General features: G+C 61.0%; 16 protein-coding genes and 2 pseudogenes. 9 read left to right on the forward strand and 9 right to left on the reverse strand.

The features are described 5' to 3' along the window. Positions 1-81: 81 nt before the first annotated feature. Complete coding sequence (locus tag ACZZZU_RS20430; protein ID WP_463551653.1) at positions 82-1,569, forward strand: helicase HerA-like domain-containing protein; 1,488 nt, start codon at positions 82-84, stop codon at positions 1,567-1,569. 38 nt (positions 1,570-1,607) lie between these two features. On the opposite strand, the gene ACZZZU_RS20435 is transcribed toward ACZZZU_RS20430, so the two are convergent. From ACZZZU_RS20435 to ACZZZU_RS20445, 3 genes and pseudogenes are all read right to left on the reverse strand, one after another. After that, positions 1,608-1,829 (reverse strand): hypothetical protein, encoded by a 222-nt coding sequence (locus ACZZZU_RS20435; RefSeq protein WP_463551654.1) that lies wholly within the window; start codon positions 1,827-1,829, stop codon positions 1,608-1,610. A gap of 409 nt (positions 1,830-2,238) precedes the next feature. Continuing rightward, positions 2,239-2,817 (reverse strand): methyl-accepting chemotaxis protein, encoded by a 579-nt coding sequence (locus ACZZZU_RS20440; protein WP_463384652.1) that lies wholly within the window; start codon positions 2,815-2,817, stop codon positions 2,239-2,241. After that, a pseudogene (locus tag ACZZZU_RS20445) lies at positions 2,797-3,555 on the reverse strand (PAS domain-containing protein); the annotation flags it as partial. The gene ACZZZU_RS20440 and the pseudogene ACZZZU_RS20445, both read right to left, overlap by 21 nt. A gap of 364 nt (positions 3,556-3,919) precedes the next feature. Between ACZZZU_RS20445 and ACZZZU_RS20450 the strand changes: the two are divergent. Together ACZZZU_RS20450 and aldA are read left to right on the forward strand one after the other, a co-directional pair. Further along, positions 3,920-6,070, forward strand: coding sequence for a PQQ-dependent dehydrogenase, methanol/ethanol family (locus ACZZZU_RS20450; RefSeq protein WP_463551655.1), 2,151 nt, complete (start codon positions 3,920-3,922; stop codon positions 6,068-6,070). Positions 6,071-6,135: 65 nt separating this feature from the next. Beyond that, entirely contained in the window at positions 6,136-7,572 is a 1,437-nt protein-coding gene (gene aldA, locus ACZZZU_RS20455; RefSeq protein WP_463551656.1) for an aldehyde dehydrogenase, read from the forward strand. Between the two features lie 387 nt (positions 7,573-7,959). Here the strand turns inward: aldA and ACZZZU_RS20460 are convergent, their stop codons facing one another. The 4 genes from ACZZZU_RS20460 to ACZZZU_RS20475 all read right to left on the reverse strand — a co-directional run bounded on the left by ACZZZU_RS20460 (position 7,960) and on the right by ACZZZU_RS20475 (position 13,160). Continuing rightward, the gene (locus tag ACZZZU_RS20460; RefSeq protein WP_463551657.1) at positions 7,960-9,570 is read right to left on the reverse strand and encodes a gamma-glutamyltransferase family protein; all 1,611 of its coding nucleotides are present in this window, start codon (positions 9,568-9,570) and stop codon (positions 7,960-7,962) included. Between the two features lie 35 nt (positions 9,571-9,605). Beyond that, a complete protein-coding gene (locus tag ACZZZU_RS20465; RefSeq protein WP_206000733.1) occupies positions 9,606-10,712 on the reverse strand; it encodes a polyamine ABC transporter substrate-binding protein in 1,107 nt (368 codons plus the stop codon). Positions 10,713-10,833: 121 nt separating this feature from the next. Beyond that, positions 10,834-11,505, reverse strand: coding sequence for a GntR family transcriptional regulator (locus tag ACZZZU_RS20470; RefSeq protein ID WP_463551658.1), 672 nt, complete (start codon positions 11,503-11,505; stop codon positions 10,834-10,836). A 251-nt stretch (positions 11,506-11,756) separates the two neighbouring features. Further along, positions 11,757-13,160 carry an adenosylmethionine--8-amino-7-oxononanoate transaminase gene (locus ACZZZU_RS20475; protein ID WP_463551659.1) on the reverse strand — a complete coding sequence of 468 codons (1,404 nt, stop codon included), beginning with the start codon at positions 13,158-13,160 and terminating at the stop codon, positions 11,757-11,759. 225 nt (positions 13,161-13,385) lie between these two features. On the opposite strand from ACZZZU_RS20475, the pseudogene ACZZZU_RS20480 reads away from it, so the two are divergent. The 5 genes and pseudogenes from ACZZZU_RS20480 to ACZZZU_RS20500 all read left to right on the forward strand — a co-directional run. Then, a pseudogene (locus ACZZZU_RS20480) lies at positions 13,386-14,876 on the forward strand (flavin monoamine oxidase family protein); the annotation flags it as partial. A 305-nt stretch (positions 14,877-15,181) separates the two neighbouring features. Beyond that, positions 15,182-17,446 (forward strand): catalase/peroxidase HPI, encoded by a 2,265-nt coding sequence (gene katG, locus ACZZZU_RS20485; protein ID WP_463551660.1) that lies wholly within the window; start codon positions 15,182-15,184, stop codon positions 17,444-17,446. 246 nt (positions 17,447-17,692) lie between these two features. After that, on the forward strand, positions 17,693-18,058 hold the full coding sequence (locus ACZZZU_RS20490) for a type II toxin-antitoxin system RelE/ParE family toxin (RefSeq protein WP_122492662.1): 366 nt from the start codon (positions 17,693-17,695) through the stop codon (positions 18,056-18,058). Beyond that, positions 18,051-18,383 (forward strand): XRE family transcriptional regulator, encoded by a 333-nt coding sequence (locus tag ACZZZU_RS20495; RefSeq protein ID WP_122492661.1) that lies wholly within the window; start codon positions 18,051-18,053, stop codon positions 18,381-18,383. Before ACZZZU_RS20490 ends, ACZZZU_RS20495 begins: the two co-directional genes overlap by 8 nt. Positions 18,384-18,527: 144 nt before the next feature. After that, positions 18,528-18,851 (forward strand): helix-turn-helix domain-containing protein, encoded by a 324-nt coding sequence (locus ACZZZU_RS20500; RefSeq protein ID WP_122492660.1) that lies wholly within the window; start codon positions 18,528-18,530, stop codon positions 18,849-18,851. A gap of 3 nt (positions 18,852-18,854) precedes the next feature. Here ACZZZU_RS20500 and ACZZZU_RS20505 read toward each other — a convergent pair whose 3' ends face one another. Beyond that, positions 18,855-20,594 carry an N-acyl-D-amino-acid deacylase family protein gene (locus ACZZZU_RS20505; RefSeq protein WP_463551661.1) on the reverse strand — a complete coding sequence of 580 codons (1,740 nt, stop codon included), beginning with the start codon at positions 20,592-20,594 and terminating at the stop codon, positions 18,855-18,857. A gap of 131 nt (positions 20,595-20,725) precedes the next feature. On the opposite strand from ACZZZU_RS20505, the gene ACZZZU_RS20510 reads away from it, so the two are divergent. Next, positions 20,726-21,763 carry an AraC family transcriptional regulator gene (locus ACZZZU_RS20510; RefSeq protein ID WP_463551662.1) on the forward strand — a complete coding sequence of 346 codons (1,038 nt, stop codon included), beginning with the start codon at positions 20,726-20,728 and terminating at the stop codon, positions 21,761-21,763. Here the strand turns inward: ACZZZU_RS20510 and ACZZZU_RS20515 are convergent. Next, the gene (locus ACZZZU_RS20515) at positions 21,745-22,611 is read right to left on the reverse strand and encodes a LysR substrate-binding domain-containing protein (RefSeq protein ID WP_122492657.1); all 867 of its coding nucleotides are present in this window, start codon (positions 22,609-22,611) and stop codon (positions 21,745-21,747) included. The two genes, ACZZZU_RS20510 and ACZZZU_RS20515, sit on opposite strands and share 19 nt — an antisense overlap. Positions 22,612-22,684 lie beyond the last annotated feature (73 nt).

A 22,684-nucleotide genomic window follows, 5' to 3' on the forward strand; every position in this document is an offset into this window, starting at 1 on the left:
AGGCGTGTGTCGATCGACTCGGCTCCGTGTCTTTTTTTATGTCGGCCACACTGCATTAAAGCTTTAAATCAGGAGAGCGAAATGCCAGGGCATAACGAATTCTTTCTCGGCGCCGATCCGGCCGGGCAACCGGTGGCGCAGGCGATGCGCTTGGCCAACCGTCACGGCCTGATCGCCGGCGCCACCGGCACCGGCAAAACCGTGACCTTGCAGCACTTGATGGAAGCCTTCAGCGACGCTGGTGTGGCGGTTTTTGCTGCTGACATCAAGGGCGACTTATGCGGCATCGGTGCAGCCGGCACGCCGCAGGGCAAGGTGGCCGAGCGCATCGCCAGCATGCCCTGGCTCAACCACACGCCGCAGGCCTACCCCGTTACCTTGTGGGATGTGCAGGGCAGCAGCGGCCATCCGCTGCGCACCACGTTGAGCGAGATGGGGCCGCTGCTGCTGAGTAATCTGCTTGAGCTGAGCGACAGCCAGCAAGCTGCGCTCTACGCCACCTTTCAAGTGGCCGACCGTGAAGGCTTGCTGCTGCTGGATTTGAAAGACCTCAAAGCCATGCTCAATCACCTCAAAGAGCACCCACAACTGCTCGGCGATGACAGCGCGTTATTCACCAGCGGCTCCAGTCAGGCACTGTTGCGCCGGCTGGCGGTATTGGAACAGCAGGGCGCCGACGCCTTGTTTGGCGAGCCGGCGTTGCAGCTGGAAGACATTCTGCACCCCGACGCCGATGGCCGTGGCCGCATTCACCTGCTCGACGCCAGCCGGCTGGTGCACGAAGCGCCAAAGGTGTACGCCACCTTTTTGCTGTGGCTGCTGGCCGAGTTGTTCGAACAACTGCCCGAGCGCGGCGACGCCGACAAACCATTGCTGGCGCTGTTTTTCGACGAAGCTCACCTGTTATTCGCCAACACGCCCAAGGCCCTGCAAGAACGATTGGAGCAGGTGGTGCGGCTGATTCGTTCCAAAGGCGTCGGCGTGTATTTCGTCACCCAGTCGCCGAGCGACCTGCCAGACGACGTGCTGGCGCAATTGGGGCTGCGCATCCAGCACGGCTTACGCGCGTTCACCGCCAAAGAGCAGAAATCCCTGCGCGCCGTCGCCGATGGGTTCCGCAGCAACCCGGCGTTCGACACCTTGAGCGTGCTGACCGAGTTGGGCATTGGCGAAGCGCTGGTCAGCACGCTAGAGGAAAAGGGCACGCCGGCCATGGTCCAGCGCGTGGCCATTGCACCGCCGCAATCGCGTATCGGGCCGCTTACCGAAGCTGAGCGCGCCGGGTTGATTCGTCAGTCGCCGCAAGCCGGGCGCTACGACAAACCCATCGACCGCGAGTCTGCCTACGAGCGTCTCACCACGCGTGCCGCCGCCAGTAGCGAAGCGCAAAACGCGCCGCCTGTTGACGCAGAGAAGAGCGGCGGCAGCTTCGCCGACATGGCGGGCGAGTTGCTCGGCGGTGTCGCCGGTCAGGCGTTGAAGAGCGCAGCACGGCAAGCGGCCAATCAAATTGGTCGCGAGTTGGTGCGTGGCTTGTTGGGTTCGTTACTTGGAAAGAAACGCCGCTGAAGCACTTGTTTATCGGCGCACTTTATAAAGGTGCGCCGTCAAACGTCGGTGTCTTTAACCGACTCCAGACGGGCTTGATGTTCTTTTTCGATCTTTTCCATTTCTCGCTCAACCGCTTGATCGAGGACATTGGAGCGTTTGCGCCATGGCTTGCGTTCAGGTTCCGGCTGGGCGGCGTAGGTCACAACTTCTCCGCCATAAACTTCCGTATAACGCTGCGCCTGGCGCTCAAGTTCGGCGCGCAGTTCGTCTTTGGTCACGTCGTGTCTCTGCTCATGGTTAAGGCCTGGCCGTCTGCGTTCTGGCATGCGCTGCATCAGCGGCCAGCATCGGGGAGCGCAAGGCTCCGCCTGGTTTTATGAGTGTGATTTATTAAAAGTCTATCTAAATCAACTGCTTGGATTGACTGGCTGGGATCTCAAGCAGGCCGACGGTATTCCGTCGTGGGGAAGATTATAGTCAGGCGCAATTAAAAATCTATGCGCTGAAAATGATTAAGCGACATTCACCAGAACGTTAGCCAAGTTCCCCACCTAAGTTGGGAAACGGCACGCACAACTTAATGGTGTTGTTGGGTGGGGCGCTAAACGCGTCAATCCAATAACGCTCCGTCTGGTTTAAACGAAACGGATTAACGCTGCGTTATTAGCGCCGTCAGGTGTCACGGATTCAGTTCTTTAATTGGCTGGCGAATTGGCCAATGGCATCCACCACTTTTTGCGCGCCGTCTTGAATCTCCACAATAACCGCGCCGGCTTCATTAGCCAGGCCCAGGCCTTGTTCGGCTTGTTGCCGGCTGCTGGCCATACTGCCCACTGCCGTCTGTGCCAACTGCTGGTTTTTCTGCACAACCTCGACAATTTCTTCCGCTGCCTGGCTCGTGCGGCCGGCCAGTAAGCGAACTTCATCGGCCACCACGGCAAAGCCACGGCCTTGCTCGCCGGCGCGCGCGGCTTCAATGGCTGCGTTCAGCGCCAACAGGTTGGTCTGGCCCGCGATACCGCTGATGGTTTTGATGATTGAGCTGATCAGCTGCGACTGTTTATCCAGGGCCTCGATGCCTTCGGCTGCTTCCTGAACCTGCTGCGTAATCTGGCGCATCACGTCCACCGTCTGCTGCACCACGGAGGCGCCTTTCTGCGCGCTCAGGTCGGTTTGCTGCGAGGTGCTGTAAGCAATGTTGGCGGCCTCGGCGACGGCGATTTCCTGGTTCACCTGATCGGAAATAACCGTGGCGAATTTCACCACTTTGTACAAATGGTCATGGGCGTCATGCACCGGGTTGTACGACGCTTCCAGCCACACCGGGCGGCCCATGGCATCCACGCGCTTGAATCGGCTGGCCACGTATTCGCCGCGATTGAGCTTGGCCCAAAAGTCTTTGTAGCCCGGACTATTCACTTCCTGCGGATCACAGAACATGGCGTGGTGTTTGCCCTTGATCTGCTCAAGGCTGTAGCCCATGGCGTTTAGAAAGTTGGGGTTGGCGGTGATGACTTCGCCCTTGAGGTTGAACTCGATCACGGCAGTAGAACGCAGCAAGGCGTTGATAATGCCTTCGTGCTCCTTGGAGGTTTCGATGGTTCGAGTCAGGTCGTTGGCAATGACCGTGAAACTCTTCAATTTGGCCTGGCTGCTGCGGCTGGGCTGCAAAATCAGCCGCAACCAGGCCTCATTGCCGTTTCCGCGCAGCAGGCGGTAAGCGCCGGCCAGATGATCGCCTGTTTGCAGGGCGTGTTTGATGCGGCGGTAGTTTTCTTCGCTGCGAAAACTCTGCGGAAAGAACTCATCCAATGGACGGCCAATCAACTGCTCGGGGCGGTAAAGCATTTCCTTGAGGAAGTTCTCGTTGGCATAGGTGATGACGCCGCTCGTATCAACTTCCAGAACGAGCATCTCCTCATTAAGCGACTGTTTGATTTGCTGCGTGCGGGCCACTTCTTCTTCAAGTTCGGCCAGTCGTTCTTTGAGCTGCTTATTGAACATGCTGTGTTACCCGCGTGTTAGATGTGCATTCCATTTGCTGTTAGGTCGGCACGGCAGAATGTTCCTGAAGCGTAGAAGATAAAAAAAACTCCGGCATGAGGCCGAGCCAAATTGTTCGGGTCGCGCGGTACCGCTGTCCGGGGCAGGGCTCGCCGGAAAACGCCTCATCCCCTGCGACACCTGTCGCACCACCTGTTGCGCCGCTGCGACACCTGCCCGCACCAGTCTCGCCACGTCAGTTTGCTGCAAGCCGCGGCATGCTTGGGTTGCAAGCCGGTATGGCAGCGCTGGCACAGCCGTTGCTCCAGTCCCTTTCGTCAGCAGCGCGACGCTGCGGCTTCTAATAAGAACTGGAGATTCCACGATGAATCAGATTGGCCTGCAGCGGTGCCTATTCGCTTCCCTGCTTCTGAGTGCGGCCATTAGCGGCCACGCCCTGGCGACAGACAAACCGGCCGCCGTCAATGGCGCGCGCATCAGCGCGGCCGACAGCGAGCCCGGCAACTGGATGACCACCGGCCGCACCTACGACGAACAACGCTACAGCCCGTTGAAAAAGATCAACGACGGCAACGCCGACACGCTCGGCCTCGCCTGGAGCTACAAGCTGGATATTGACCGTGGCGTGGAAGCCACGCCGATCATCGTTGACGGCGTGATGTACACCACCGGACCGTTTTCCATTGTGTATGCACTGGACGCCCGCAACGGCAAATTGCTGTGGAAGTATGACCCGCAATCGGACCGTTCCCGCGCTGGCGAGGCGTGCTGCGACGCGGTGAACCGTGGCGTGGCGGTATGGAATGGCAAGGTCTATGTCGGCGTTCTGGACGGCCGTCTGGAAGCTATCGATGCCAAGACCGGGCAGAAAGTCTGGAGCGTTGACACCCGCAACGACCCGACCCGCAGCATCACCATCACCGGTGCTCCGCGCATCGTCAAAGGCAAGGTCATCATCGGCAACGGCGGCGCCGAGTTTGGCGTGCGCGGCTATATCACCGCCTACGACGCCGAGACCGGCAAGCAAGACTGGCGCTTCTTCACCGTGCCCGGCGACCCCAAAGAAATGCCCAAGGGCAAAGGCATGGAAATCGCCGCGAAAACCTGGTTTGGCGACAACTACGTCAAGCAGGGCGGTGGCGGCACGGTGTGGGATTCGATGTCCTACGACCCCGAGCTGAACCTGCTGTACATCGGCGTCGGCAACGGCTCGTCGTGGAACCCGCGCATTCGCAGCGAAGGCAAGGGCGACAACCTGTTCCTGTCCTCCATCGTCGCCATCAACCCGGACAACGGCGAATACGTCTGGCACTACCAGACCACCCCTGGCGATGCCTGGGACTACACCGCCACGCAGCACATCATGCTGGTGGACCTGGAGCTCAACGGCAAAAAACGCAAGGTGCTGATGCAGGCGCCGAAGAACGGTTTCTTCTACGTGATCGACCGCGAAACCGGCGAGCTGCTGTCGGCGAAAAATTTTATTCCGATCAACTGGGCGACCGGCATCGACATGAAAACCGGCCGACCGATTCGTAACGAGAAAGTCGCCGAATACTGGAAAGACCCCGAGAAAAAAGCGCGCCTGATTCAGCCGGCGTTCTGGGGCGCCCACGACTGGCAGCCTATGTCGTACAACCCCAACACCGGGCTTGTGTACATTCCGGCGCACATCATGTCGGCCATGTACCAAGACGTTGACGGCGCACCGCCGCGCACCAAGTTCAAGAGCATTTATCAGCTCGACGTGAACACCGGCATGATGCCCGAAGACCCCGAAGGCCTGCGCAAAATTGCCGACACCTGGACAGGCAAACTCATCGCCTGGGACCCGGTCAAGCAAGAGGCCGCGTGGGAAGTGCCGTACACCACCATCTTCAACGGCGGCACGCTGAGCACGGCCGGCAACCTTGTATTCGAAGGCACCGCCAATGGCCGCGTGGTGGCTTACACCGCCGACAAAGGCAAGAAGGTGTGGGAGCAACCGGCCAACACTGGCGTGATGGCCGCACCGGTGACCTATGAAGTAGACGGCGAGCAGTACGTCACCTTTATGGCCGGCTGGGGCGGGGCGTTTTCGACCTTCGCGGGCGCGTTGTCGCTGCGTGCCGGGGTGAAACCGAACGCGCAAGTGCTCACCTACAAACTCGGCGGCACCGCCAAGTTGCCCGAGTTGAACGACCGCTTTGCCGACCGCAAACCCGAGCCACCAGAACTCACAGGCACCACCGCGCAAATCGACCAGGGCCGCGAACTGTTCAACGCCAGTTGCTCGCAGTGCCACGGCATCAATGCCATCAGCGGCGGCGTAGTGCCGGACCTGCGCACCCTGAGCAAGGAAAACCACGAGCGCTTCCTCGGCATCGTCTACGGCGGGCGCATTCCGGACGGCATGCCCTCGTTCCAGGGCCACCTCGATATTCAGCAAGCCGAAGCGGTGCACCAATACCTGATCAAGCGCGCCTACGACCTGCAAGAACAGCAGGCCGCCGCGAAGAAAACCGCCAGCAACTAATCCGTAAACCCGTCACCACGCAGACGCTCGCCCCGGCGGGCCGATGCGTGGACAGGAGAGAACGCATGAGCAGCATCGTGACCTACGAGAACTACATCGATAACGCCTTCATCGGCAGCGAAGAGCTGATCGAGGTGTTCAACCCGGCCAACGCCCAGTTGCTGGCACGCGTACCGCAAGCCACCAACGTGCAAGTGGAACGGGCCATCGCCGCCGCGCGCAAAGCGCAAAAAGGCTGGGCAGCAAAACCCGCTATCGAGCGCGCCGGCTACCTGCGCCGCATCGCCCAGAAAGTGCGCGACAACGCCGAGCGCCTGGCGCGCATCATTACCCAAGAGCAAGGCAAGGTGCCCGGGCTGGCGATGGTGGAAGTGAACTTCACCGCCGACTACCTCGACTACATGGCCGAGTGGGCGCGCCGCCTGGAAGGCGAAGTGCTAACCAGCGACCGCGCCGGTGAACACATCTTCCTGCAACGCAAACCCTTGGGCGTGGTGGCCGGCATTCTGCCGTGGAACTTCCCGTTCTTTCTGATCGCTCGCAAGATGGCGCCGGCACTGATTACCGGCAACACCATCGTCATCAAGCCCAGCGAAGAAACGCCGATCAACTGCTTCGAATTCGCCCGCCTGGTGGCGGAAACCGATCTGCCCACGGGCGTGTTCAACGTCGTCAGCGGCACCGGCGCTGGCGTCGGCCATGCGCTGACCAGCCACGCCGGCATTGACCTCATCAGCTTTACCGGCAGCGTCGCCACCGGCTCGCGCATCATGGCCGCCGCTGCGCCGAACATCACCAAACTCAATCTGGAACTGGGCGGCAAAGCGCCGGCCATCGTGCTGGCCGACGCCGACCTGGAACTGGCGGTTAACGCCATTACCGCCTCGCGGGTCATCAACACCGGGCAGGTGTGCAACTGCGCCGAGCGGGTGTACGTGGAGCGCAAAGTGGCCGATCAATTTATCGACAAACTCGCCAGCGCCATGGCCGCCACCAAGTACGGCGATCCGTCAGCCGAGGCAGATTTGGACATGGGCCCGCTGGTTAATCAGATGGGCCTCGACAAAGTCGCGCAAATGGTCAAAACCGCAAGCGGGCAGGGCGCACAGATCATCACGGGCGGCGCGGTGGCTGACCTTGGCAAAGGCTTCCACTACCAGCCAACCGTGCTCGCCGGCTGCACCGCCGACATGGAAATCATGCGCAAGGAAATTTTCGGCCCGGTGTTGCCGGTGCAAATTGTCGACGACCTGGACGAAGCCATCGCCCTGGCCAACGACAGCGAATACGGCCTGACGTCCTCGCTCTACACCTGCAACCTCAGCGCCGCCATGAAAGCCAGCCGTGAGATCGATTTTGGCGAAACCTACATCAACCGCGAGAACTTCGAAGCCATGCAGGGCTTCCATGCCGGCACGCGTAAATCCGGTATCGGCGGCGCGGATGGCAAGCACGGCCTGTATGAATTCACCCACACCCATGTGGTGTACATCCAGGAATAACCGCGCCGCAACAGACTAGGTAAGCAGTGCTTTGGCGGGTTCACGTTTCGGCGTGCGCCCGCTTTTTTTGCTTACGCCTGGCGGTTTTTTTTGTGGGAGCGGCTTTAGCCGCGATTGGATTTGTGCTCGGATCAAAAGCATCGCGGCTGAAGCCGCTCCCACAGGTTAAAGGGGTGCCTCTGCGGGAGGTGGTGTATGTGGGAGTGGTCGGGCGGCATTTTTGCCAATACCCCGGTCATCCCCGCGCACGCGGGGATCCAGAATTTTGAGCCGGGCGCTCCCCCGAAACATGTGCAGCATCGTGTGGGCACTGGAGGCACGATGCCCTTTGCGGAAGATCGGAAGCATCGCGGCTAATCGGAATGCCGCCCAACCGCTCCTGCAAGATCAATACACAGCAATATGCGAATCCGCCCGCGGCTCCGTGCCACCGCACAGCACGCCGGTTTCCGGGTCGCGCAGAATGATCTGGCCGCGACCAAAGTCGGTGAGGTCGTGGGCAATTTCCACCTGATGCCCGCGCCGCGCCAAGGCAAACGCCAGGTCGCGAGACGTGCCTTGTTCGATGCCGACTTTCATCTCGCCGAGCCATTGCCAGCGCGGCGCATCCAGCGCCGCCTGCGGGTTAAGGCCGAAGTCGACGAGGTTCATCACCATTTGCACATGGCCTTGCGGCTGCATATAGCCGCCCATTACGCCGAATGGGCCGAGGGCTTGGCCGTCTTTGCTGAGGAAGCCGGGAATAATGGTGTGAAAGGTTTTCTTGCCGGGCGCCAGGCTGTTGGCGTGGCCGGGGTCGAGGCTGAATTCCGAGCCGCGATTTTGCAGGGCGATGCCACTGTCGGGCAGCACCACACCAGAACCGAAGCCGTGGTAGCAGCTTTGGATAAACGACACCATGTTGCCCTCGGCATCGGCCGTGGCCAGGTACACCGTGCCGCTGGCGTGCGGGTCGCCGTGCAGCGGCGGTTGGGCGCGGTCGCCAATTTGAGCGCGACGGCGTTCGATGTAACCGGGGCTTAGCAGTTGCTCGACCGCCACGCGCATGTGCTCGGCGTCGGTGATGTGGTGCAAGCCGTCGCTGTAGGCCAATTTCATGGCCTCCAATTGGCGGTGCCAGGTGAGTTGGCTGTCGCGCTGGTCGAACTGAAAGCCTTCGAGGATTTTCAGCGTCATCAAGGCAATCAGGCCTTGGCCGCTCGGGGGAATTTCCCAGACATCCACGCCTCGGTAATTCACGCTGATCGGTTCAACCCACTTGGCTTGGTAACCGCTCAGATCGCTGGCGCGCAAGTAGCCGCCGGTGGCCTCTGAATGCGCGGCCAGGCGCTCTGCAATGCTGCCGCGATAGAAGCTTTCGCACCCTGTGGCGGCCAGCTCGGCCAAGGTTTCGGCTTGCGCCGGGTTACAGAACAGCTCGCCCGCCTGAGGCGCGCGGCCGTCGATCAAGAAGGTCGAGAACCAGCTTTCCAACACGGGCTGGCGCTCGGGGGTGTATTCGTCCAGCGCGGTTTGCCATTGATGCGCGACCACCGGCGATACCGGAAAACCGTCGCGCGCCAACTCGATGGCCGGTTGCAGCAGGTCTGCAAACGGCAGGCGGCCGAAGCGTCGGGAAAGTTCTGCCCATGCCGCCGGACAGCCCGGCACCGTCACCGGCGCCCAGCCATACACCGGCATTTTTTCATGCCCCGCCGCCTGCATAGCCTCGATGCTCAACGCTTGCGGCGCATGGCCGCTGGCATCCAGGCCGTGCAGTTGGTTGTTCACCCACACCAAGGCAAAGGCGTCGCCGCCGATGCCGCAGCCAGTGGGCTCGACCACCGTGAGCGCCGCCGCCGTGGCGATGGCGGCGTCGATGGCGTTGCCGCCGCGACGCAGCATTTCAATCCCCGCTTCGGCGGCCAGTGGCTGCGAAGCGGCGACCATGCCGCGCTTGGCGAACACGCTCTGGCGTTGGGAGGCGTATGGGTATTCATGGGCAGAAAATTTCAACATGGGCAGAACTCATAAAAGGTAAAAACGGCGTCCGCTTATTTGCCGGACTTGATTCGTGTCCACTCGCGAGTGATGACGCGCTGAATCGCAGGCGGCAAATCGGCCGACACGAATAGCTTGGCAATCACTTCATCGCTTGGGTAAATGCCAGGGTTGTCGCGCACGGCAGGGCTGAGCAGGGCGGTCGCGTCCTTGTTCGGGTTGGCGTAGCCGACGTAGTCGCTAACCGGCGCAATCACTTCCGGGCGCAGCAAGTAGTTGATCAGCGCATGGGCGTTCTTGGCGTTGGTCGAGTCTTTGGGAATGGCGATCATGTCGAACCACAGGTTGGCGCCTTCCTTGGGAATCACATAGCGGATGTCGACGTTTTTGCCGGCGTCCTTGGCGCGGGTTTGCGCCTGCATCACGTCGCCGGAATAGCCGATGGCCACGCAGATGTCGCCGTTGGCCAGGTCGGTGGTGTATTTCGACGAGCTGAAGTAGGTCACCGACGGCCGCAGTTTTTGCAGCAGCGCCGACGCTTTTTTGTAGTCGTCCGCGTTGGTGCTGTTGGGGTTCATGCCCATGAAGTGCATGGCTTGCGGAATGATTTTTACCGGCGCATCGAGCATGGCCACACCGCAGCTTTTCAGCTTGGCCAGGTTGGCCGGGTCGAACACCAGCGCCCAGGAATCCACTGGCGCATCGGCGCCCAGCGCGGCGCGCACTTTTTCCACGTTGTAGCCAATGCCCAAGGTGCCCCACATGTACGGCACGGCGTATTTGTTGCCGGGGTCGGCTTCTTCAAGGCGCTGCATCAGGCGTGGGTCGAGGTGCTTCCAGTTGGTCAGCAATTCACGCTGCAACGGCTGGTAGGCACCGGCGCGAATTTGCTTGGGCAGAAACTGGCTCGAGGGCACAACCAAGTCGTAGCCGGAGTGCCCGGACAGCAGCTTGGCTTCGAGCATTTCGTTGGTGTCGAAGACGTCGTATTGCACTGGCACGCCGGTTTCTTTTTCGAAACTCTTCAGCGTGTCGGGGCCCATGTAATCGGACCAGTTGTAGAAGCGAATCGTCTGCTCCGCCGCCTGGGTGGCCGGCAAAATCGCCAGGGCGCAGAACGCGCCCAGCAGTGTGCGTGAAACGGAAAGGCGCAGGCTCATGCGGGTAATTCCTTCTGTTACGACGAGGAGAAAAGCGGGCCGTAGGAGCGAGCTTGCTCGCGAAAGAGCGTGTGCGATTCAGCGACAAACCGCAGCGCCTGATCCGCGAGCAAGCTCGCTCCTACAGTGGGTTCATCTGTTCCAGAAACCGCGCCAGTTCCGGCACGGTGCCTTCGATGTGTTCACGCAATACCCGCTCGGCCAGCGCGGCGTCGCCGCTGCGGATGGCGTCGAGTATTTCGCTGTGTTCTTCGCGGGCGCTGGGCGCTTGTGCATGTTGCAGCCACAGGCGCATGGGCGGTTCGATGACCGAATACAGCGCGCTGATTTGGCGCATCAGCCGCGGCCGCTCGCTGAGGCTGCACAGGTATTCGTGGAACACGCGATGGCGGCCGACCCACTCGGCGCTGTCGTCGCGGCACTCGTCCATTTCATCGAGCAGGCGCTCAAGCCGGTTCAAATGGCGCTCGGTAATTTTCGGCACCGCCACGCGCAGCGCTAAGCCTTCGAGGGCGCTGCGCATGTCGAACACTTCGTGTATCTCGTCCAGGTTCAAGCCGCTGACCACGGCGCCGCGGTTAGGCCGCATGGTCACCAAACCCTCGGCCGCCAGGCGGCGAAACGCTTCGCGCACAGGCATGCGGCTCATGCCGATTTCACTGGCGATTTCTTCCGACACCAGACGGTCGCCGGTGCGGTAGTGGCCGGTGCAAATCGCATTCAGAAGAAAGCTGTAAGCCTCTTCTTCGGCGGTCATGGGTTTGCGTTCGGCGTAGGAGGGGACGATGTGCATCGCAGTGCTCGCATGGTTTTTTGGATCCAATTATCCATAAAGCCAGGAAATGCAGGATGCGGGCCAGTGCGGCCTATTATCTGTATCTGACTGATTATTAAGGGTTAACGCGAGGATGGAGTCGGGCGGTAGGGGAAGAGAGGTGTCACGTTTTGGAGCGGAGCGTTACGGGAGTGCGCAGTTTAGAAGCCAAACCCTCGCCCGCGAGCGGGCAGAGGGGGCGGATTGATGGTGGGTAGAGAATCGAGTTATTAACCCGGATCGCGGAAGTTGGGGTGGCGGCCGCTGACGGGCACGGAGGTTTTCGTTGCGGTGGCAATATCGATGCCTTCGCTGGCAACTTCGGCGAGAAAGTCGATCTGCTCCGGGGTAATCACATACGGCGGCAAGAAATACACCACGCTGCCCAAAGGCCGCAGCAAGGCGCCGCGTTCCAGCGCGTGCTGGAACACTTTTAAACCCCGGCGCTCTTGCCACGGGTAAGGCGTTTTGCTGGCTTTGTCTTGCACCATTTCAATGGCCAGCACCATGCCGGTCTGGCGCACTTCGGCCACGTGCGGATGGTCCATCAGGTGTGCCGTGGCGCTGGCCATGCGGGCGCTGAGGGCGCGGTTGGCTTCGATCACGTTGTCTTGCTCGAAAATATCCAACGTGGCCAAAGCCGCCGCGCACGCGAGTGGGTTGCCCGTATAGGTGTGGGAGTGCAGGAAGGCGCGCAGGGTTTCGTAGTCGTCGTAGAAGCCTTGATAAATCGCCTCGCTGGTGAGCACGGCGGCCATCGGCAAGTAGCCGCCGGTGAGCGCTTTGGACAAACACAGAAAGTCCGGCGCGATGCCCGCCTGCTCACAGGCGAACATGGTGCCGGTGCGGCCGAAGCCCACGGCAATTTCATCGTGAATCAGGTGCACGCCGTAGCGGTCGCAAGCTTCGCGCAGCAGCTTGAGGTAAACCGGGTGGTACATGCGCATGCCGCCGGCGCCCTGGATCAGCGGCTCGATAATCACGGCGGCCACGTCCTGATGGTTTTCGGCCAGCGCCTGTTCCATCTGGCCAAACATCACCCGCGAATGTTCTTCCCAACTCACGCCTTCCGGGCGCAGGTAGCAGTCGGGGCTGGGAACCTTGATGGTGTCCATCAGCAGGGATTTATAGGTTTCGGTGAACAGCGCCACGTCGCCCACCGACATCGCCGCAATGGTTTCGCCGTGGTAGCTGTTGGTCAGCGTGACGAAGCGTTTCTTGCGCTCCTGGCCACTGTTGCGCCAGAAGTGGAAGCTCATTTTTAACGCCACTTCGATGCCGGATGAACCGTTGTCGGCGTAGAACACACGGTCCAGGCCCGCCGGCGTGAGCTTGACCAGGCGCTCGGATAATTCAATCACCGGCTGATGGCTGAAGCCCGCGAGAATCACGTGCTCCAGTTGGTCGACTTGGTCTTTGATGCGCTGGTTGATGCGCGGATTGGCATGGCCGAACACGTTTACCCACCAGGAGCTGACGGCGTCCAGGTAGCGCTTGCCATCGAAGTCCTCGAGCCACACGCCCTCGCCACGCTTGATCGGCACCAGCGGCAATTGCTCGTGGTCCTTCATCTGCGTGCAGGGGTGCCAGAGCACCGCCAGGTCGCGTTGCATCCACTGATTATTCAGGCTCATTCGAAACTCCAGGCAGTCAAGACAGCTGTACAGACGCGGCCAGCATGGTGCTGGGCACGCAAAGCAGGACAGCAGCCTATGCAATGGCGCGCCGGTGAACAACTGCAAACCGCCCACACGTTTTCAAGGCGACGGACTTGGCTGGTTCCTGGGCGGGGGGCGGCGTATTCTGCGCGCCATCTAAGAGCGTTCCGCTGCCTGCGGAACGGATGTAAGGAGTCGTTTATGTTGCGAACCGGTTTGCGCGCCTTGGCGCTGCTGGCAATGGGTGTGTTCAGCGTGGCGGCCACTGCCGCCGACAAGCCAGCGGCCACCAAGCAGCCCACGGCCATTGTGGTGGGCGCCGGGTTGGCCGGTTTGACCGCCGCGTACGAGCTGCAACAAAAGGGCTGGCAGGTCACGCTGCTGGAAGCCAAACCGAGCATCGGCGGGCGTTCGGGGCTGGCCACCAGCGAGTGGATCGCGGGCAAGAAAGTGCAGCCCACGCTCAACGGTTACATCGACACCTTTAAGCTGCAGACCCTGCCGGCGCCGGAGTTCGTGCGTAACCCCAGCTACCTGATTAATGGCGACTACTTCACCGCCGCCGACCTGGCCACCAAACAGCCGGAAACCGCCGAAGGCCTCAAGCGTTTCGACAAAAGTCTGGACGACCTGGCAGCGTCCATTGCCGACCCGATGAACCCGGCCGCCAACAACACCCTGTTCGCGCTCGACCAGATCACCGTTGCCAAGTGGCTCGACAAACTCGCGCTGCCGCCCACCGCGCGCTTGCTGGTGAACCAACGCATTCGCTCGCGTTACGACGAACCGTCGCGCCTGTCGTTGCTTTACCTCGCCCAGCAAACCCGTGTTTACCGTGGCGTGGACGACCGTGACCTGCGCGCCGCGCGCCTGCCCGGTGGCAGCCAGGTGCTGGCGGCGGCGTTTCTCAAGCAAATCAAAACCATCAAAACCAACGCCAAGGTCTCGGCCATCAGCCAGGACAAAGACGGTGCCACGGTAAAAGTGGGCAGCGTCGGTTACAGCGCCGACTACGTGGTGCTGGCCGTGCCGCTCAAAGCCCTGGCGCAGATTCAGCTAACCCCGGCGCTGGACGCCGCGCACCTGGGCGCCATCAAAAGCACCAACTACGGCTGGCGCGACCAGATTATGCTCAAGTTCAAAACCCCGGTGTGGGAGAGCAAGGCGCGGCTGTCCGGTGAAATCTTCACCGACCAGGGGCTGGGCATGTTGTGGATCGAGCCCGCAGTAAAGGGCGGCGCCAATGTGGTGATCAACCTGTCGGGCGACAACGCCCGCGTGCTGCAGGCATTTGGCGACAAACAGATGGTCGATCAGGTGCTGATTCGCCTGCACGCGTTCTACCCGAAAGCGCGTGGCGCCTTCACCGGCTATGAAATCAAGCGCTACAGCACCGACCCTTCCACTGGCGGTTCGTACCTGGCCTATGGCCCCGGCCAACTGACGCGCAACTGGCGTTTGTGGGAACAACCGCTGCAACGCGTGGTGTTTGCCGGTGAGCACACCGACGCCTTGTATCCCGGAACACTGGAAGGCGCACTGCGCAGTGGCCAGCGCGCGGCTAGCCAGGCGCAGAGTCTGTTGGCCGGCACCTTTGTCGACCCCACCAAGCCGGTGGTGGCCCAGGCCGCGCCTGAGAAGAAGCCTGCCAAAGAGGGCGACGACAAGCCCGGCTTCTTCTCCAAACTGTTCAACTGATGCACATCGCCCGCGCAAGGCGGGCGACGGTGGCTTTGTCGGTCGGCATTTAATGCGCCTGACAGAGCCACGCTATCAACACAGCACATACGCTCTATTAGACCTCCTCCCATAGACGGCTAGTCTTGCACTGCGCCGTTTCGTTGCGGCGCCGTTTCACTGATGAGGGGACTCAGAGCCCTCACCCGCGCAGAGCGGTAACGACCCCAGGCCCGCCCCGATCACACTGACCTGTGTATCAGCGTTCGTAGCCACGTTGGCTGAAGCCGGATTACTCGACCTTATTAAGGAAGAACACCATGTCGACTGAATCAAAATGCCCGTTCAACCACGCCGCTGGCGGCGGCACCACTAACCGTGATTGGTGGCCCAACCAGTTGAACCTGAAAGTGCTGCATCAACACTCGGCAAAATCCGATCCGCTGGGGGAAGACTTCAACTACGCCAGCGCCTACAAAAATCTCGACTTCGCCGCGGTTAAACGCGACCTCGAGGCCGTGATGACCAACTCGCAAGAGTGGTGGCCGGCCGACTTCGGCCATTACGGCCCGCTGTTCGTGCGCATGGCCTGGCACAGCGCCGGCACTTACCGTACCGGCGATGGCCGTGGCGGCGCCGGTTCCGGGCAACAGCGCTTCGCCCCGCTCAATAGCTGGCCAGACAACGTCAGCCTCGACAAAGCGCGCCGTCTCATCTGGCCCGTGAAGCAAAAGTACGGCAACGCCATTTCCTGGGCCGACCTGATCGTGCTCACCGGCAACGTCGCGCTGGAATCGATGGGCTTTAAAACCTTCGGCTTTTCCGGTGGCCGTGCCGATGTCTGGGAACCGGACGAAGACGTGTACTGGGGTACCGAAACCGTGTGGCTGGGCGGCGACAAGCGCTACGGCAAAGCCAGCAAAGAAGTGGAAGAGCCTGGCCAGGGAGACTTGGTGGCGGAACCTGCAAAACGTCCGGAGCAGGAAGGCCGTGAGCTGGAACGCAATCTGGAAAACCCGCTGGCCGCTGTGCAGATGGGCTTGATTTATGTGAACCCGGAAGGGCCGGAAGGCAATCCAGACCCGGTCGCCTCGGCCCGCGACATTCGCGAAACCTTTGCCCGCATGGCCATGGACGACGAAGAAACTGTGGCGCTTATCGCTGGCGGTCACGCCTTCGGCAAAACCCACGGCGCCGGCCCTGCTGACAACGTGGGCCCGGAACCGGAAGCCGCTGGCCTGGAAGAACAAGGCCTGGGCTGGCGCAACGCTTTTGGCAGCGGTAAAGGCGGCGACACCATCACCAGCGGCCTGGAAGTGACCTGGACCTCCACGCCAACGCGCTGGAGCAACGAGTACCTGGAAAACCTCTTCGGCTTCGAATGGGAGCTGACCAAAAGCCCAGCCGGCGCTCATCAATGGCAGCCCAAAGGCGGCGCAGGCGCGGGCAAAATTCCGGACGCCCACGACGCGAGCAAACGCCGCGCACCGTCGATGCTCACCTCTGACCTGGCGCTGCGCTTCGACCCGGCGTACGAAAAAATCTCGCGCCGTTTCCTGGAAAACCCACAGCAATTGGCCGACGCGTTCGCCCGCGCCTGGTTCAAGTTGACCCACCGCGACATGGGCCCATTGGCCCGTTACCTCGGCCCGGAAACACCGCAGGAAGAACTGCTGTGGCAAGACCCGATTCCTGCGGTGAACCATCCCCTGGTCGATGCCAGCGACGTGGCTGCGCTGAAGGACAAAGTGTTGGCTTCGGGCCTGAGCGTGGCGCAACTGGTTTCTACCGCCTGGGCCGCTGCTTCTACTTTCCGCGGCTCGGACAAACGCGGCGGCGCCAACGGCGGACGCCTGCGTCTGGAACCGCAGAAATCCTGGGCCGTGAACCAGCCGGCGCAGTTGGCGCAGGTGCTGGGCACGCTGGAGCGCATTCAGGGGGAATTCAACGGAGGCCAGGTCGGCGGCAAACGCATTTCCTTGGCGGACCTGATCGTACTGGCCGGTAACGCAGGCGTTGAGCAAGCAGCGAAGGCCGCCGGGCAAACCGTCAGCGTGCCGTTCGCACCCGGGCGCATGGACGCCTCGCAAGCGCAGACCGACGTGGAATCGTTCGGCTTCCTGGAGCCCATCGCCGATGGCTTCCGCAATTACCTCAAAGGCAAATACACCGTGTCGGCTGAAACGCTGCTGGTGGATAAAGCCCAGTTGCTGACGCTCACCGCGCCGGAAATGACCGTGTTGGTTGGCGGTTTGCGGGTGCTCGGGGCCAACGTCGAGGGCGCCCAGCATGGCGTGCTCACCACGCGTCCGGGCGTACTGACCAACGACTTCTTCAGCAACCTGCTGGACATGGGCGTGGAATGGAAACCGGCTTCGGCCACCACCTTCGAAGCGCGCGAGCGCAAGACAGGGCAGGTGAAATGGACCGGTACGCGCGTTGATCTGGTGTTCGGTTCCCACGCGCAGTTGCGCGCCATCGCCGAGGTGTACGCCAGTGCCGACGGCCAGGCCAAGCTCGTTAAGGACTTCGTCGCGGCCTGGACGAAAGTGATGAACCTGGATCGCTTCGACCTGCATAGCTGATCAAGCCCTCGCCCCAGCCGGCGCCCCCTTTGCTCTCGCGGCAAAGGGGGCGTTTTTTTTGCGCGTAAATGGCTGAATTCTGGCGCTGCGTCAGACGATGGCGCGGCGGTCTTCCCACCTGACTGCGCGCTACAGGCGCTCGTTTTTGTTGCTGCGGTTGTCCAGGCTCAATCGCACGGTTTTACCAGGTTTTACTCAATAGCAAATATTCCATTGACGGAATATAAATAAAGGTGGAAAGTCGCCATGGCTTGGGATGTTGAATACACGGATGAGTTCGGCGCGTGGTGGCAGGGGTTGTCGCAAAAGCAGCAGGAGTCGTTGGACGCTTCGATCGGTTTACTGGTTGAGTGCGGGCCGTTTCTGGGCTTCCCCCATAGCAGCGGTGTGTCGGGCTCGCGCCACAAACACATGCGCGAACTGCGTACACAACAAGGTGGCAGGCCACTGCGCAGCTTGTATGCATTTGATCCCAGGCGGTGCGTCATCCTCTTGGTTGGCGGTGACAAAACAGGTGATAACCGCTGGTACGCCACGAACATTCCGCTGGCGGATCGGCTTTACGACAAGCACCTGCTTACGGTGAAAAAGGAGACCGCAACACATGGCTAACAAATACTCAGAACTGCGTAAAAACATGTCGCCCGAGGCGCGCGCTCGCGCCGAGGCGAAAACGCGCGAAATGCTCGCGCAAATGCCGCTACACGAATTGCGCCAGGCGCGTGGGTTGTCCCAACAGTCGCTCGCCGAGCTGTTGAATGTTCAGCAACCCTCCATCGCGAAAATGGAGCGGCGCACAGACATGTACATTTCCACCCTGCGCAACCACATCGAGGCCATGGGCGGACAGTTGGAAGTGATTGCGCGATTTCCCGAAGGCGCCGTGCGCATCAGCAACTTCGCTGATCTCGATGACGGCTCGCTTAACCAGGCGTAACCCAGAGACGTCTCGTACGAATGAGGCCAGTTCATACACGACGGGGGCAGTGTTCCCACCTCACTACCATCCGCGTGCACTCATGTTGACCTAGGGCGATGGGCTAGGCTCGCCGATCAATTCATTTCGCCTCGAGCCCGCTTCATGACCAGCAAGTATTCCACCCGCAGAACCAAGCTGCTGCCGCCCTCCCAGGCACGCGCCGAGGCCACGGCCAAAGTGATGCTCGCCATTGGCCAGTCGCAGCAGTCACTTACGAAAAACCTCGGGCTGCCCCCGGCGGCCGTGAACAAAATGGAGCGTTACACCGACATTTACCTGGCTACGTTGCGCCAGCATATCGAGGCCATGGGTGGCCAGTTGCAAGTGATCGTGCGCTTCCCCGAAGGCGCGGTGCGGCTAAGCAATTTCATCGACTTGGAAAACGAGGCCTATCAACCCGATGAGTCGAACCTGTCATTTGGCTGACTATCAGCGCGCTCCCAGGAATTGCCCGTAACCCGGCGCAGTTCCCAATTGCGCTACCACCGCTTCGTCATCCACCGCCAGCCGGCCATTTATGAGCACATGGGACACGCAACCCGGATTGCGGCAGACCATGCGCTGAATCCCGAAGCCTTGCATGTCATCCCAGGTTTCATTTTCCAGATCCTGCTGCAACCCGTGGGGGTCGAGCACCACGATATCGGCTCGGTCGCCTTCGCGGATACGCCCGGCATCGATACCTAACCAGTCCGCCTGTTCGCCAGTCAGCCGGTGAATGGCCTGCTCGACGGCCATGATCTGCCGACCTTCGTTGTGACTCTCCTGCACCAGTTTCAACAAACGCAGCGGCAAGTTGTAGAACGCCATGTTGCGCAGGTGGGCGCCCGCGTCAGAAAAGGTGATGAGCGTGTTCGGGTTGCAGACCATCTTGCGCAGTACGTCTTTGCGGTGATTGCCGATCACGGTGAACCAACGCAGTTGCGTGCCGTAGGCCACCACCATGTCGAGGAACAAGTCGACCACATGCAGGCCGCGCTCTACGGCCACGTCGGCGAAGTTACGGCCGATCAGTTTTTCGTCCGGGCAGCCGAGAATCACGGCGTCGCCGAAGTCGCGTTGCCACACACGGGGCGAGAGTTTCTCGGCGTAGAACTTGCGAAAGGTGCGGCGATAACTTTCATCTTCAAGCAGTGCGTTGCGCGCCACGGCGTCTTTAAGATTCAACGCCATTTCGCCGGCACCGAATTCCTCGAACAGCACCACGTCTATGCCGTCTGCGTAGATTTTGAAAGGCGTTGGCAACAGCTGCCAACGAAAATCACCGCCCATTAAATTGGTGAACCAGGCCGACAGCCGTGCCATGGGCGCGATGGTTTTGTTGCCCTTGAGATCGAGCATGGAAATCAGCGTGGTCTTCAGCGGTTTGCGCAGCACTCCCATGGCTTGCCCGAGGTACTGCAATACTTGCAACGGGTTGGCCGCGTTCGGCGCGCCCTGATGCACGCGGCCGCGCTGGCGCAGCAGAGTATTCAGGCGGCGGATCTCGCTCCAGTGCGCATAAGTGCTGGGCAGGCTTTTCGACCATTCGCGGTCGCCGTCAATTTTGTCCCACTTCAGGCTCATGGTGGACAGGCCGAGAAAGCCGACATCCAGCGCCTCTTCCATTACCCGCTCCATCTCCTTCATTTCCGCTTCACTGGGCCGCACCTGACGATCGGTGGCACGGTGCAGACCCATCACTGCCACGCGCAGGTCGCTATGACCGAGAAAACTCACCACGTTTGGCCCCAATGGCAGCGTGCCCATGAACTCGACCCATTGGCGCGGCGTGTTCCAGGTTTTGTGCGCGCGCAGAATCGGCAGCACCTTGTCGCGCGGCACAGTTTCTACACGGGTGAAAATGTCTGAAGCATCTTCCGGCGCTGAGCAGACCATGCTTAGCGAGCAACTGCCCACCAACACGGTGGTCACGCCGTGGCGCACCGACTCGCTGAGGCTCGGCGCCACAATCAGTTCGGCATCGTAGTGGGTGTGGCTGTCGATAAAGCCCGGCGTCACCCATTTGCCGTGGGCGGCAATCACGCGTTCAGCGAGGCTTTGGTCAAACGGCGTTGCACTGACGGCCACCACTTTGCCGTCCTTCACCGCCACGCTGCGAATGGCTGACGGTGCGCCGGTGCCGTCGAAATAGCGGCCGCCTTGAATCACGATGTCGTACATAGCCATGGATCACCTCGTTGCTTGTTTTTGTAGTTTTTGGGGGAAGTGGTGATGCGAGAGTAGGGCGCTGAATGCACGTTTCCTTGTCATAACACGACAATTTCGGCATCGTCTTTTCACCGTTGCGGGAGCCGCCGATGACCATCCGTTATGAATTGCGCAGCGCCAGCCTGCTTGGCTTCGAAGAGGAAGTGGCCGCGTTGGGCGGTGATTTAGCGTCGCTGCTGGCCGACGTTGGGCTCAGCGTGACGCAGTTGCGCGAAGCCGATCGGCTGATCGGCAGCGAGCAGGTTATTCACCTGCTGGCCACCGCTGCCGAGCGCTTGGGTTGCCCGGATCTGGGCCTGCGCGTCGCCAGTCATCAAGGCATCAGCATGTTGGGCTTGCTCGGCACGTTGCTATGCGCCGAGCCCAATGTGCAGGCGGCTTTTGCGGCCGCGCAGCGTTATATCGCCTTGCACAACAAGGCCGAGCATTGGCGGTTGCAGCAGCACGGCGGGCGCGTATATGTGCAGCGCATCGAGCATTTCTATGGCGCCGAACACGCCCAGCAATACCGGGAAATGGCGGTCGCCGCGTGCGCGCGCCTGGCGCGGGAAATCTGTGCCGGCGGCGATGTGCGGCCGTTGCGTGTGGAGTTCAGCCATAGCCCGGTGGCGGCGGTGAAAACCTACCGCCAGCACTTTGGCTGCGAGGTGCTGTTCAACCAGGAGCGCGATTGCCTGGTATTTGCTGAGAGCATCATGGTCTTGCCGGTGAAACCTTTATCCACCCAGGCACAGGCGCGAATCGACACCTACTTGCGCGAGCTGGTGAACTATCTGGACAGCAATCTGGAAATGCAGGTCCGCACCCTCATTACCCAAACTGTCGGTCTGCACCTGCACAGCCTGGAACACATCGCCGCCTTGCTCGGCTTGCATCCGCGCACTTTGCAGCGCCGCTTGCGCAGCGAGCAGCTGAGCTTCAAGCAGTTGGTGCTGGCGGTGAAAATGCAGCTGGCCAGTTGGCATTTGCACGCCTCGACCATGGACCTCACGCGGCTCGCTGATGCCCTGGGCTACAACGATTTAGCCGCCTTCTCCCGCGCTTTTAAATCCCATCACGGCATGGCGCCCTCGCAGTGGCGTGAGCAGCATCGTGCGGTGCGGGTGGCTTATGTCGGCGCGCGTTGAATAGCGTCGAAGAACGACGAAATCAACCGGCTGCTGCGCCGTTCCGCCAGGCAATACACGTAGGTTTCGGTAAACACCGGGTCGCCCTCGATACGCAGCGCGTGCAGGCGCGGGTCGGGAATAAATTCGGCTTCAGACACCGTGCCAATACCGATGCCCCGCACCACTGCTTCGCGCAGCGCTTCACGGCTGCCGATTTCCATGGCCTTGCGCGGCGTGACGCCGGCCTCGGCCAGTGCGCGCTCTAGGGCCGAACGGGTGGTCGAGCCGGTTTCGCGCTGCAGCAGCGGCTGGTCTTCGAGTAGCTGCAACGGCACGCTTTCGCGCTGGGCGAACGGGTGGTTGTGGTGCACGAACAGAATGATGGCGTGGCGGGCGTAGTGCACCGCGCTGAGACTGGGATCGTCGTGGCGGCCGGCGAGCACGGCGATGTCGGTGGCGTATTGCTCCAGATCGGCCAGCACCTGCGCCGAGTTGCCGACCCGAATCGACACGTCGATGCGCGGGTAACGCTGGCGATAGTGGTCGACCATCTCGATTACATGGAATGGCCCCACCGCGCCCAGCTTCAGCTGGCCGCTGTCGAGACGGCCAGAGTCATGCAGCAGGTTGTTCGCTTCCAGTTCCAACAACGCCATGCGTTGAGCGATGGGCAGCAATTGCTGGCCGACAGCGGACAATTCAATGCGCCGCCCTTTGCGGTGAAACAGCTCGACGTCGTACTGGCGCTCCAGTTGTTGCACCTGGGTGGTCAGCGTCGGCTGGCTCAGCCCCAGCGCGCGGGCGCCCGCGCTGAAACTGCCGTGCCGCGCCACAGCCAGAAACGCGCGAATTCGAGCGGTAGACATCCATAGCCTCCATCAATAGTTACCGGGAAAAACCCATATTGAATTGATCGTATGACTGTCACGTGACGCTTCT

The sequence above is a fragment of the Pseudomonas sp. AC136 genome, from assembly GCF_979258585.1.